Below are 13,124 nucleotides of genomic sequence, written 5' to 3'. Positions count from 1 at the left end.
GCGCCCAACGACCTGCAAGTGGGCCAGACGGGCAAGATCGTGGCGCCCCAGCTGTACATTGCCTGTGGCATCTCGGGCGCGATCCAGCATCTGGCGGGCATGAAGGATTCCAAGGTGATCGTGGCGATCAACAAGGACCCCGAAGCACCGATCTTCTCGGTGGCCGATTACGGTCTGGAAGCTGATCTGTTCACGGCCGTGCCCGAACTGGTCAACGCGCTGTAATTTGGCGCACATCAAAAGAGGGGCTTCAAGCCCCTCTTTTTCCATGGGCGCCTGGCTCGTACAGGTCAGGTCATCAACAATAATTCGGCAGCTGCATGGGCGCTTCAGACCCACTGCATTGATGGAGAGGGAGACTCTGAATGAATCGCAAGCATTGGGTGTTGGCGCGAGCCGGTTTGGTTGCCATGTGTGCAGGTGCTGTTTTGGTGGCACAGGCCTGGACGGTAGGGCAGGTGGCCCCGATGTCGGGGGCCGAAGCCAGTCAGGGGCGGGCCTATGCGCAGGGCATGCGTCTGTACTTTGACCAGGTCAACAAGGCTGGTGGTGTGCAGGGCCAGTCTGTGGAGCTGGCCGTGCTCGATGATGTGGGCCATCCCGAAGAGACCGTGACCAAGACGCGCAAGCTGCTGAGCGAATCCAAGCCCGTGGTGCTGGCAGGCTATTTCGGCAATCGCAATCTCTCGGCCTTGCTGGAGAGCAAGGCTCTGGATGGCTCGCAGATTCCGCTGGTGGGTTATCAAAGCACGGACACCCGTGTGCTGGCATCACCCCAGATGTTCTCCACGCGTGCAGGGCTTGTCGAGCAGATCGCAAAGATTTCCACCCACCTGGCCACCGTAGGCATCACGCGGCTGGCGTTGGTGTTCGAGGAGCGACCCGATGCACAGGAGCTGACGGCCATGGTGACCAAGGCCGTGAACCCCAGCGGGGCCAAGCTGGTCGCATCGGCCATGCTCAAGAGCCGAGGTGGCTCGGACAAGGCTGTGCAGGAGCTGCAGGCTGCGAAGACTTCGCCTCAAGCCATTCTGTTGGTGGCTTCCAGCCCTGCCACGGCGGCATTTGTCGAGGCATATCGTATGGAGGGCGGTACCGCCCAGGTCTATGCCACGGCCGAGGCCGATATCGAGCAGTTGGCCAAGCGTCTTCCTGTGGAGTACATGAGCGGTCTGTCGATTGCCCAGGTGGTGCCCAGTCCCTACAAGGTCTCGGGCAAGCTCAACAAGGAGTTTCGCGACGCGACGATTGCTGCGGGCAAGTCCCTGGACGTTCCGGTGAGCTTTGCGATGATGGAAGGCTTTGTGAATGCCAAAGTCATCGTGGAGGCCATGCGTCGCAGCCAGCCGGTGACGCCGGAAAAAATGAGTGCCGCCTTGCGCGGACTGGAGTCTTATGACCTGGGTGGCTACTGGGTGAACTTCAAGCCCGGTCAAGTGGGATCCAAATATGTGGACCTGTCCATCGTCAATGCCGCCGGGCGTGTGACGCAGTAAGAAACCAAGGCCTGACGCAGCACCGCGCTCAGGCCTTTTTTGCGGCCGCGCCCATCACGATGATCCTCCGTGCACAGAGAAGGCAAAAACTGTTGCCCTGGGGACAGGGAGTGGCGCGATGGCAGGCGAAACTGGCCAAAGGCCAGTCGGACGGCTTCACCGTCGGCACAGGGGTGCAAACAGTGAGCCGTCCTTTGAACTGCTTCTGAAATAAGAGCTGCCAGCGTATCTGGAACAAACGCTACAGCCCTTTTTATTTATAAAACGAAGAAGGAGACAACATATGTCCAAGCTGCCACCCGCCCTCAAAAAGCTGGCTCTGCCTGTCATCGGCTCGCCGCTTTTCATCATCAGCAATCCCAAGCTTGTCATCGAGCAGTGCAAGGCCGGTATCGTCGGCTCCATGCCTTCTCTCAATGCCCGCCCGGCCGAGCAGCTGGAGGACTGGCTGGCAGAGATCACCGAGACTCTGGCGGCCTGGGACAAGGCCCATCCCGATCGCCCTTCGGCACCATTCGCCATCAATCAGATCGTGCACAAGAGCAATGACCGTCTCGAGCACGACATGCAGGTCTGCGCCAAGTACAAGGTACCCATCATCATCACCAGCCTGGGCGCGCGTGAAGATGTGAATCAGGCCGTGCATGGCTGGGGCGGTGTGGTGCTGCACGACATCATCAACAACAAGTTTGCTCGCAAGGCCATTGAAAAAGGTGCCGATGGCCTGATCGCCGTGGCAGCCGGTGCTGGCGGCCATGCGGGTGTGAAGAGTCCATTTGCCCTGGTGCAGGAAATTCGCCAATGGTTTGACGGCCCTCTGGCGCTGTCCGGCTCGATTGCCACGGGAGGGGCGGTTCTCGCGGCCCAGGCCATGGGTGCGGACTTTGCCTATATCGGATCGGCCTTCATTGCCACCGACGAGGCGCGCGCCGTAGAAGCCTACAAGCAGGCGATCGTCGAGGGCAGCTCCGACGACGTGGTCTACAGCAATCTGTTCACAGGCGTGCATGGCAACTATCTGGCACCTTCGATTCGTGCGGCCGGTCTGGATCCGGAAAACCTGCCCGAATCCGATCCCAGCAAGATGAATTTTGGCGGCGGTGCGCAAAAGGCCTGGAAAGATATCTGGGGCTGTGGCCAGGGTATCGGTGCCATTGACAAGGTGCAGTCCACGGCGGAGCTGGTGGCTCGCCTCAAGCGTGAGTACGCCGAAGCCAAGGCAAGCCTGCTGGTTGCCTGAGGCAGTTCACTATCTTCTGTGCCAACGGCGTCTTCGGACGCCGTTTTTTATGGGCGGCTTGCTCGCTTGATGTTGCTCAAGCACGACTTGCTCAAGGGTTAACCCTTGTTAAATTGCTTCGGAGTTGATGCGTATCAATGTAGGCCTGGTCCTGCAATTGGCTTTTGCATATCAAGTCATGATGATTGTCAAAAGAAGAGTAGTATTCCGTTAATTTCAGTAAATACTGAAAATTGAGAAATGCAGCACACCCCTTCTTCCTCCACCGACAACCAGGTCGATACAGCACATGCCAAGTTGGCGAGCGTCATCCGTCGCCCCAGCGCGGGAGCTGTGTGGCAGGTGTTTGCCGGGCTGATATGGCTGCCGCAGGCAGCCTTGCTGGCCTGGGCTGTGCAACTCATGGCCAACGGTCAGGGCATGGCGGCCGTCTGGCCCATGGCTGCTGGCGTGTTGTTGCTGGGCTTGCTGCGAGCCTGGGCAGAAGGCCATGGCGGCATGCTGGCCAACCGTGCAGCGCGTGCGCAGCTCAGCAGCTTGCGCGCCCGGGTGGCGCAGTCGCTGGCTCAGACATCGCCGCTGGACAAGAGCCGTCCAGCTTCCGGCCAGGCCGCCAGTGCCATGGCCGAGCAGGCCGAGGCCATTGTTCCGTGGCTGGCGCGTTACCAGAGCGCGATGTGGCGTGTGCGTTTGCTGCCCTTGGTGATTTTGGCTGCCGTGGCCTTGCAGTCATGGGTCGCTGCTCTGATTTTGATGGTTGCCGCGCCGCTGATTCCGCTTTTCATGGCGATCGTGGGCTGGCGTGCCAAGGCGGCCAGCGAAGAGCAGATGCTGCAGCTCGGTCATATGAACGCTTTCTTGCTGGACCGCCTGCGCGGCCTGAGCACGCTGCGTGCTCTGCATGCCGTGGAGCTGACGGGCCAGCGGCTGCGTGACCATGCCGAAGACCTGCGCACCCGCACCATGCGCGTGCTGCGCATTGCCTTTCTGTCTTCTGCGGTGCTGGAGCTTTTCTCGGCACTGGGCGTGGCCATGTTGGCCGTCTATATAGGTTTTCACCTGCTGGGCACGCTGAATTTCGGCGCCTGGGGCGACAAGCTCGGTCTGGGCCAGGCCATGTTTGTGCTGCTGCTGGCGCCGGCATTTTTCGAGCCTTTGCGCGATCTCTCGGCCGTCTGGCATGACAGAGCTGCGGGCGAGGCCGCACTGCAGACCTTGCAGAGCATGCAGGCGCAGTCCATGCAGGTTGTCGGTGCGCAGCATGCCGCTGAAGCATCTCCGGTCGATGAGCAGTCATGGCCTGGCCAGCCTGTGTCCGTAAGCGTTTCGGAACTCAAGGTTCAGGTGCCAGGCAGTGACTCCAGCCTCGCGCCGCTGTCTTTGCACATACAGGCTGGCGAGCATGTGGCGCTGTGGAGTCCCAGCGGCAGCGGAAAGTCCGTGCTGCTGGCGCAGATTGCCGGCCTTTTGCCGGTACAGCAAGGCCGTATCGAAGTCGACCGGCAAACGCTTGATGCCGGCAGTGCTACCCAGCTGCGCCGGCGCATGGCCTGGCTGGGGCAGTTGCCCCATGTCTTTGCAGGCTCGGCCGCGCGCAATATTGCGCTGGGGCGACGTTCTGTAGGACCTGAACAGATTGCCGAAGCTACGCAGCTGGCGGCACTTGATGAGGCCCTGGCGCATCGCCCCGGCGCAAGCCTGGGTGAGGGCGGCGCAGGCCTTTCCGGTGGCGAGGTGGTACGTTTGGCTCTGGCACGTATGGCCGCGCAGACACCGGCCGGACTGCTGCTGGTCGATGAACCTACTGCTCATCTCGATCCCGACACAGCAGCCCAGATCACGCAGTCTCTGCGTCATCTGGCCAGGGGGCGCACCATGCTGGTCGCCACCCACGATGCACAGCTGGCCGCTGCCATGGATCGCGTGATCGAGTTGCCGCTGCTGCGACCGGCGCGGGAGCTGCAGCCATGAAGATGCAAACCATTTCAATGCGCGAGATGCTGAAGCTGCTGGGCCAGATGGCGCCGCGCAATCTCTGGCTGGGAGGTGCAGCCCTGGCAGCGCTTACGGTGCTGATGGGCATGGCATTGCTGGGCTTGTCGGGCTGGTTCATCACGGCCACGGCACTGGCCGGGCTGGTGCCTGCCACGGCCCTGGTGTTCGATGTGTTCATGCCCTCGGCCGGCATTCGCTTGCTGGCCGTGGGCCGTACCGGTGCCCGCTATGCCGAGCGCCTGGTGACCCATGATGCCACGCTGGCCGTGCTGGCCGCTTTGCGCCAGAGATTGTTCCTGAGCTGGGCTCGCCCGCAGGCCGCCCGCCTGCTGCTGCAGCGCCCGGCAAGGCTGTTGCAGCGTCTGACCTCCGATGTGGATGCCCTGGACAATCTTTATCTGCGCCTGCTGGTGCCCGCCGTAGCGGCGCTGGGCGCGGCCTTGCTGGCGGCTCTGGCCTACGGATTCATGCGCTGGTGGCTGGGCCTGTTGACCCTGGCGTGGCTGCTGCTGACTGGCTGGGGCATCGCCCTGTGGCATGGTTTGCGCAGCCGCAAGGCTGCCGTACGCCGTGCCATGGCACTGGAGGCCATGCGTGCCCAAACCGTGGATCTGGTTGCAGGCCAGACCGAGCTGCTGATGGCAGGCCAGTTGCCTGCCCAGGTGCAGCAAGTGCTGCATAGCGATGCGCGCTGCGCCCTGGCCGATGAGCGGCTTTATCAATCCGAAGCGGCTGCCGCCCAGGCTTATGGTGCGGTGTCGGCCATTACCTTGAGCGCATCCGTGCTGTTGATGGCCTGGTTGATGGAGCAGGGCCGCATCAACGCGCCGGTTGCTGCGCTGGGTATTTTGCTGGCACTGTCCGCACTGGAGCCGTTTGCAGCTCTGCGCAGAGGGGCAGAACAGGCCGGGCGTACCTGGCTGGCGCTGCGCAGGCTGGCTCCACCGCTGGCGGCCAAGGCCGAAGCGGCAGAGAGTCCGCAGCAGCCTGTGCAGAAGCTGGCCGTCAGCCTGCAGTCTGTCCGACTGCGTCAATTGGGTCCGATAGACCTGAGCGTGCGCCAAGGCGAGCGCGTGGCGCTGATTGGCAGCAGCGGCGCAGGCAAGACCAGCTTGCTGCATTTGATGGCGGGTGAGCTGCAGCCGGACGAAGGCGTGGTTCAGGCCCGCGGCTGCAGCTGGATGACACAGAGAACCGAGCTTTTTCAGGACAGCCTGCGCAACAACCTGAGGCTTGCCGATGCCAAGGCCGACGATGAGCAGCTGTGGGGCGTCCTGCAGGCTGCAGGTCTCAGAAGCGACGTCATGGCCCTGCCACAGGGGCTGGACACCATGCTGGGTGAAGGCGGCCTGGGTCTGTCCGGAGGCCAGTCGCGCCGGCTGGCACTGGCCAGACTGCTGCTGAGCCCAGACCGCTGCTGGCTGCTTGATGAGGTGACCGAGGGACTGGATGCCGTCACTGCTGCCGATGTGCTGAAGCGGTTGGTGCAGGCGGCTGAGAGCGGCGCGCGAACGCTGATTTTTGCCACGCATTGGCAGCGTGAGGCGAGCCTCGCCGATCGCATCGTGTATCTGCAGGCAGGACAGGTGAGAGCGCAGGCCCTGCGCGGCACCCCAGAGTTTGAGCAGCTGATGGCAAGGCTGCGACCCGATGCGCTGGGTGCTGTTGCACCGCAGTCCATATGTTTTTCCGATTGATTTTTGAAGTACCGAGAGAAAGGACCTGACCATGGACCTCGATATCGTCGATTTATCGCGACTGCAGTTTGCGATAACGGCGCTCTACCACTTTCTGTTTGTGCCGCTGACGCTGGGCCTGTCCATACTCGTTGCCATCATGGAAACGGTGTATGTGATGACCGGACGAGCCATCTGGCGCGACATGACCAAGTTCTGGGGCGTGCTGTTCGGCATCAACTTCGCCATGGGTGTGGCCACCGGCGTGGTGATGGAGTTCCAGTTCGGCATGAACTGGAGCTACTACAGCCACTATGTGGGCGACATCTTTGGTGCACCGCTGGCGATCGAGGGTTTGATGGCCTTCTTCATGGAGGCGACCTTTGTCGGCCTGTTCTTCTTTGGCTGGGATCGCCTCTCCAAGGTCAAGCACCTGATCGTCACCTGCCTGATGGCCATAGGCACCAACTTCTCGGCGCTATGGATTCTGGTCGCCAATGGCTGGATGCAGAACCCCGTGGGTGCTACTTTCAACCCCCAGACCATGCGCATGGAAGTGAATGACTTCTTTGCCGTGCTCACCAATCCCGTGGCGCAGGCCAAGTTTGTGCACACGGTGTCGGCGGGTTATGTCATGGCCTCGCTGTTCGTGCTGGGTATTTCGGCCTGGTATCTGCTCAAGGGTCGTCATATCCATCTGGCCAAGCGCTCGATGACGGTGGCCGCATCCTTTGGTCTGGCTGCTTCGCTGTCGGTGGTGGTGCTGGGCGATGAGTCCGGCTATCTGTCATCCGAACACCAGAAGATGAAGCTGGCGTCGATCGAAGCCATGTGGGAGACCGAGCCCGCACCGGCTTCCTTCACGGCCTTTGGCTTCCCCGACCGCGAGGCGCGCGAGACCCACTTTGCCGTGCACATCCCATGGGTCATGGGCCTGATCGGTACGCGTTCGCTGGACACCCAAATTCCCGGCATCAACGAATTGGTCAAGAGTGCGGAGGGCAATATCCGCAACGGTATCGACGCCTATGACGCGCTGCAGACCATTCGCAAGGCCAGGACCGATGCCGAGATTCCCGCCGAGGCACGTCTGCGCTTTGAGAACAATGGCGCCAATCTGGGTTACGCCCTGCTGCTGATGCGCTATGTGGATGACCCACGCAAGGCGACCGAAGCACAGATCCACCAGGCGGCAATGGATACAGTGCCGCCGGTCGGCCCGCTGTTCTGGACCTTCCGCATCATGGTGGCCTTGGGCATGTTCTTCATCGTGCTGACCGGCACCTTCTTCTGGCTGGCTGCCCGCCACAGGCTTGAGGCCTACCCCTGGCTGCTCAAAGTTGCCGTGTTCTCGATTCCGCTGCCCTGGATCGCCGCCGAATGTGGCTGGGTGGTGGCCGAGCTGGGTCGTCAGCCCTGGATCATCGAAGGCGTGCTGCCCACGGCCATGGCGGTTTCCAATCTGGGCGCGAAGACGCTGTTGCTGACCATTGCCGGCTTCGTGCTGATCTACACCGTGCTGCTGGTTATCGAGCTCAAGCTGATGGTCAAGGCCATCAAGAAGGGCCCCGAGCATGAGAGCGAACCTCACCTCAGCCTCTACGAACCCATGATCAAGAAGCTGGCACGCGGCCAAAGCTGAGAGGAGCAACCAAATGATCTTGCATGAACTGATTTCATATGACGTGCTGCGCCTCATCTGGTGGCTGCTGCTCGGCGTGCTGCTGGTGGGCTTTGCCGTCACCGACGGCTTTGACCTCGGCGCCATGGGCCTGCTGCGCGCCACGGCCAAGACCGATGTCGAGCGCCGCACGGCCATCAACTCCGTCGGCCCCGTGTGGGAAGGCAATCAGGTGTGGCTGATTCTGGGTGGCGGCGCCATCTTTGCGGCCTGGCCCCAGCTTTACGCCGTGTCCTTTTCGGGCTTTTACCTGGCCATGTTTGCCGTGCTGGTGCCGCTGATCCTGCGCCCCGTGGCGTTCAAGTTCCGCAGCAAGCATGAGGATGCGGCCTGGCGCAATCGCTGGGACTGGATGCTGTGCATCACGGGTCTGGTGCCAGCGCTGCTGTTCGGCGTGGCAGTGGGCAATGTGATCCTCGGCGTGCCATTTCGTCTGGGCGACGATATGCGCATTTACTACGACGGCAGCTTCTTCGGTCTGCTCACGCCTTTCGCATTGCTGTGCGGTCTGGTCTCGCTGTCCATGCTGCTCATGCACGGTGCGGCCTGGCTGATGTTCAAGACCGATGGAGAAGTCGCCAGCCGCGCCGCCAGGTACGGCACATGGTTTGCCGTGCTGACCACCGTGCTGTTTGCGGCTGCCGGCCTGTGGCTGGCTACAGGCATCAACGGCTATGTGATTACCAGCGAGATCAACCCCGTCGGTCCCTCCAACCCCTTGAACAAGACCGCAGCCGTGGCTGCCGGGGCATGGATGGCCAACTTCAAGTCCTATCCCTTGCTCTGGCTGGTGCCCGGTATCGGCCTGCTCATGCCGCTGATCGTGGCCATCGGCTTGCGCAGCCGTCGCGAGTGGCTGGCGCTGCTGGCAAGCGGCCTGGCGATTGCCGGAATCATCCTGACCGTGGGCGCTGCCATGTTCCCTATGATCCTGCCTTCCAGCATTGATCCGCGCTTCAGTCTGACGGTCTGGGACTCGTCTTCCAGCCATGTTGTGCTCTTCATCATGCTGGTCTGCGTGCTGATCTTCCTGCCCTTGATCCTGGCCTATACCAGCTGGGTGTACTCGGTGCTGCGAGGCAAGGTGGACGTGAAGGCCATCGTGACCGGTCAGGGCCACTCGTATTGAGATGGGACGCCCCTCGGACGCCATGCTGCGTTCTTCCTTCTGTGTGAGGGGCGGTTCGAATATTGTTGGCCCATGCATTGGATGGGCCGAATGAAAGGAAACTTATGTGGTATTTCGCCTGGTTGCTGGGTCTGCCGCTGGCAGCAGCTTTTGCCGTGCTCAATGCGATCTGGTTCGAGTTGATGGATGACGAGGCAACGCGTCGCAAGCTTCTGGAGCGAACCAAGTCGCTGCCGGATGCCTGAGTCGCCAAGACATGGAAAAGCCCGGTCGGCTTGGAGCTGACCGGGCTTTTTTATGGATGAGGCCTTGTCTTGCTCAGGCCGTGCGAGAGCTTCGCAACGTCTGCGTGGCCTGAGCCAACTCGGTGATGAGTGACCAGTTGCCACTCTCCACGGCACTGGCTGGGACCAGCCAGGAGCCGCCCACGCAGACCACATTGGACAGCGCCAGAAACTCCGCCGCGTTGCCGGGCGAGATGCCGCCCGTGGGGCAGAAACGCAGCTCTCCGAACGGACCTTGCCAGGCCTTCAGCATCTGGATGCCGCCCGACTGCACGGCGGGGAAGAACTTGAGCTCGGTAAAACCGTCTTCCTGAGCCATCATGATTTCGCTGCTGGTTGCGACGCCGGGCAGCAGCGGCAGGTTCAGATCGCGGCAGGCCTGGCCCAGCTTGCTGGTATAACCGGGACTGACGGCAAACCTTGCGCCGGCCCGAGCAGCCGCCGCGGCATCGACTGCATTGCGCACGGTGCCCGCACCGACGATGGCTTCGGGCAGTTGCTTGGCGATGGCCTCTATGCAGGCCAGGCCCTGAGGCGTGCGCAGCGTGACTTCCAGAACCCTGATGCCGCCGGCCAGCAGTGCTTTGGCCATGGGCACTGCATGCTCTGCGTTGTGCAGCACGATGACCGGAATTACCGGTGCATCCTGCATGATGGACAAGGCGGTCATTTGAGCAGCCATGTGCAAGCTCCTTCTTCTGCGCTCAGCGCATTGCGCCGGAATCCGGCAAACAGTTCACGGCCCAGGCCGCGGTGATTGGCTTGCTGCAACGCTGTCGGCATGATGGCCAGCGGCCTGGCTTCCCATTCGGCATCCGTCAGCTCGGCTTGCAGCAGGCCGGTGGGGGCATCGAGCACGATAATGTCGCCGCTTTGCACCTTGGCCAGCGGGCCGCCTGCCAGTGCTTCGGGACTGACATGGATGGCCGCCGGAACCTTGCCCGATGCACCGCTCATGCGGCCGTCGGTGACCAGGGCCACGACATAGCCCTTGCCTTGCAGCACGGCCAGCGGAGGGGTGAGCTTGTGCAGCTCGGGCATGCCATTGGCCTGCGGACCCTGCCAGCGCACTACGCAGACGATGCCATTGAAGCCATTGGTCTGGCAGGCCTGCTCCAGCGCACCGGATTTGAAGGCCGCCTGCAATTCATCCTGCGAATCAAAGACCCATGCCGGTGCCCGCAGTGCGTGGCGATCTTCAGGTACGGCGCTGATCTTGATGACACTGCGGCCAAGATTGCCTTTGAGCAGCTTCAAGCCGCCCGTAGGGCTGAAGGGGCGGCTGGCAGGACGCAGAACAGTGTCATCGCCGGAGATGCCCGCATCCTGCCATTGCAGTTGATGGTTTTCGACACGGGGGATGCGCCCGAAGGCAGCCAGCCCCTCGGGCCTCACCGTGAGCACATCGCCATGCATGAGTCCGGCCTGCAGCAGCTGGGCGATCACGTAACCAGGGCCGCCTGCGGCCTGGAACTGATTCACATCGGCGCTGCCATTGGGGTAGACGCGGGCCAGCAGGGGAACCACTGCAGACAGCTGCTCGAAGTCATCCCAGTCGATGACGATTCCGGCAGCTCGGGCCACGGCCACCCAGTGGATCAGGTGATTGGTGGAGCCGCCGGTCGCCAGCAGGGCCACCATGGCGTTGACGATGCAGCGCTCGTCCACGACATGCCCTATGGGGGCAAAGCGCCGGCCCCGGGTGATGGACAGCACGGTACGCATGGCTTCGCGCGTGAGCAGTTCACGCTCTGCGTCGGCGGGGTTGATGAAGGCTGTGCCGGGAACATGCAGGCCCATGGCTTCGAGCAGCATCTGATTGCTGTTGGCCGTTCCGTAGAAGGTGCAGGTGCCCTGATCATGGTAGGCCGCGTTTTCTGCCGCGAGCAGCTCCTGCCGGCCGACCAGGCCCTGCGCCGCCTGCTCGCGTACCTTGGCCTTGTCGCTGTTGGACAGGCCCGAAGTCATGGGGCCGGCAGGCACGAACACCATGGGCAGATGGCCGAAGTGCAGGGCGCCGATCAGCAGGCCGGGAACGATCTTGTCGCAGACGCCCAGCATCAGGGCCGCATCGAAAGTGTCATGCGTGAGAGCCACGGCGGTGGACATGGCAATCGTGTCGCGGCTGAACAGGCTCAGCTCCATGCCCGGCATGCCCTGGGTCACGCCGTCGCACATGGCAGGTACACCGCCGGCCACCTGGGCCGTTGCGCCGTTGCGCCGGGCTTCGTCTTTCAGAATATCGGGGTAATGCGCAAACGGCGCATGGGCGGAGAGCACATCGTTATAGGCCGTGACGATGCCGACATTGGGGCCTTTTTCCTCAACGATGCGAATCTTGTCCGTACCGGGCAGAGCCGCAAAGGCGTGGGCCACATTGGCGCAGCCCATGGTGCGTACTTGCGGAGGGCGCGCGGCCATGGCATCGACCTGTGCCAGATAGTCGGAGCGGCTGGCGCGGCTGCGCTCCTGGATGCGCCGCGTCACCTGGTCCAGAACGGGGTGAAGTGCCATGATGAAAGTCCTTGGGCAGCAATGCCTGTGCTTGGGGCGCAGGCATTGTCTTGGAATGAGTCAGAGCCATGCCCGGGGCATGGCTCCATGGTTGGGCGCTTATTTGGCGCGAGCTTGCTTGACGGCTGCCTGCACAGAGTCCCAGGTACCTTGACCCACGGACTTGGCAATGCCGGCATTGACGGTGCCGAGCTTGTCGCGCATGCGGCCTGCTTCGGCGGCTGGCAGTTCGTTGACCTGCATGCCCTTGGTCTTGATCTCGGCCAGGGCCTTGGCGGCTTCTTCGCGCGTATCCTTGCGCTCGAATTCACGGCTCTTGATCGCAGCATCTTGCAGCACCTTCTTCTCGGCAGGGCTCAGCGTGTCCCACCACTTCTTGCTGACCGTCACGATCCAGGGGCTGTAGACATGGTTGGAGACGGTCAGGTACTTCTGCACTTCATAGAACTTGCTCGACAGCACCGTGTTGAAGGGGTTTTCCTGACCGTCCACGGCCTTGGTTTCCAGCGCCGTGAACAGCTCGGAGAAGGGCAGGGGAACGGCATTGGCGCCCAGGGTCTTGAAGCTGTCCAGGAAGACATTGTTCTGCATCACGCGCAGCTTCACGTCCTGAAGATCTTCCAGCTTGGTGATGGGGCGCTTGTTGTTGGTCAGATTGCGAAATCCATTTTCCCAATAGACCAGACCCACCATGCCCTTGGGCTCCAGAGTGGCCTTGACCTTCTCTCCCACGGGGCCGTCCAGCACGGCATCGGCCTCCTTGGTGTTGGCAAACAGAAAAGGGGTGTCCCAGATCGCCATTTCGGGCGACAGGCCCACCAGCGTGGCGGTGGAGCCGACCATCATTTCCTGGGCGCCGCCGATCAGGGCCTGCTGCATCTGCGTGTCCGAGCCCAGGGATGCGTTGCCGATGGCGCGGACCTTCATCTTGCCACCGCTGGCCTTTTCCACTTCCTTGGCGAACATGCGCACGGCACGACCCTGGTTGGAGTCTTCCACCAGGCCGTAGCCGAACCGCACCAGGCGGGGCTTGAAGTCCTGCGCCTGAACGGCACCGGCGGCCAGCAACATTGCCGTGAGGCCCGCGACTGCAAATTTGATACGCATAC

At 62.2% G+C, this 13,124-nt stretch carries 11 protein-coding genes; 8 read left to right on the top strand and 3 right to left on the bottom strand.

Going from position 1 to position 13,124, the window contains the following annotated elements:
• From ACWGXF_RS19985 to cydX, 8 genes are all read left to right on the top strand, one after another.
• On the top strand, window positions 1-225 hold a 225-nt coding region (locus ACWGXF_RS19985; RefSeq protein WP_452102400.1), incomplete at its 5' end, for an electron transfer flavoprotein subunit alpha/FixB family protein.
• A 140-nt stretch (window positions 226-365) separates the two neighbouring features.
• On the top strand, window positions 366-1,496 hold the full coding sequence (locus ACWGXF_RS19980) for an ABC transporter substrate-binding protein (protein ID WP_452102399.1): 1,131 nt from the start codon (window positions 366-368) through the stop codon (window positions 1,494-1,496).
• Between the two features lie 283 nt (window positions 1,497-1,779).
• The gene (locus tag ACWGXF_RS19975; RefSeq protein ID WP_003065748.1) at window positions 1,780-2,736 is read left to right on the top strand and encodes an NAD(P)H-dependent flavin oxidoreductase; all 957 of its coding nucleotides are present in this window, start codon (window positions 1,780-1,782) and stop codon (window positions 2,734-2,736) included.
• A gap of 240 nt (window positions 2,737-2,976) precedes the next feature.
• Window positions 2,977-4,707 (top strand): thiol reductant ABC exporter subunit CydD, encoded by a 1,731-nt coding sequence (gene cydD / locus ACWGXF_RS19970; protein WP_256631008.1) that lies wholly within the window; start codon window positions 2,977-2,979, stop codon window positions 4,705-4,707.
• On the top strand, window positions 4,704-6,428 hold the full coding sequence (locus tag ACWGXF_RS19965) for an amino acid ABC transporter ATP-binding/permease protein (protein WP_256631007.1): 1,725 nt from the start codon (window positions 4,704-4,706) through the stop codon (window positions 6,426-6,428). The genes cydD and ACWGXF_RS19965 overlap by 4 nt, the downstream gene beginning before the upstream one ends.
• A 31-nt stretch (window positions 6,429-6,459) precedes the next feature.
• A complete protein-coding gene (locus ACWGXF_RS19960; RefSeq protein WP_003065743.1) occupies window positions 6,460-8,049 on the top strand; it encodes a cytochrome ubiquinol oxidase subunit I in 1,590 nt (529 codons plus the stop codon).
• Window positions 8,050-8,062: 13 nt separating this feature from the next.
• Complete coding sequence (gene cydB, locus ACWGXF_RS19955; protein WP_256631006.1) at window positions 8,063-9,217, top strand: cytochrome d ubiquinol oxidase subunit II; 1,155 nt, start codon at window positions 8,063-8,065, stop codon at window positions 9,215-9,217.
• Window positions 9,218-9,321: 104 nt separating this feature from the next.
• Entirely contained in the window at window positions 9,322-9,462 is a 141-nt protein-coding gene (cydX, locus tag ACWGXF_RS19950; protein WP_003053063.1) for a cytochrome bd-I oxidase subunit CydX, read from the top strand.
• Window positions 9,463-9,535: 73 nt separating this feature from the next.
• Here cydX and eda read toward each other — a convergent pair whose 3' ends face one another.
• The 3 genes from eda to ACWGXF_RS19935 form a co-directional block, all read right to left on the bottom strand.
• Complete coding sequence (gene eda, locus ACWGXF_RS19945; protein ID WP_012839283.1) at window positions 9,536-10,183, bottom strand: bifunctional 4-hydroxy-2-oxoglutarate aldolase/2-dehydro-3-deoxy-phosphogluconate aldolase; 648 nt, start codon at window positions 10,181-10,183, stop codon at window positions 9,536-9,538.
• Window positions 10,168-12,015 carry a phosphogluconate dehydratase gene (gene edd, locus ACWGXF_RS19940; RefSeq protein ID WP_256631005.1) on the bottom strand — a complete coding sequence of 616 codons (1,848 nt, stop codon included), beginning with the start codon at window positions 12,013-12,015 and terminating at the stop codon, window positions 10,168-10,170. The genes eda and edd overlap by 16 nt, the downstream gene beginning before the upstream one ends.
• A gap of 99 nt (window positions 12,016-12,114) precedes the next feature.
• Window positions 12,115-13,122, bottom strand: coding sequence for a TRAP transporter substrate-binding protein (locus ACWGXF_RS19935; RefSeq protein ID WP_003065736.1), 1,008 nt, complete (start codon window positions 13,120-13,122; stop codon window positions 12,115-12,117).
• Window positions 13,123-13,124 lie beyond the last annotated feature (2 nt).

Source organism: Comamonas sp. HJ-2 (assembly GCF_053615495.1).
This window is presented reverse-complemented; position numbering and strand designations above follow the sequence as displayed.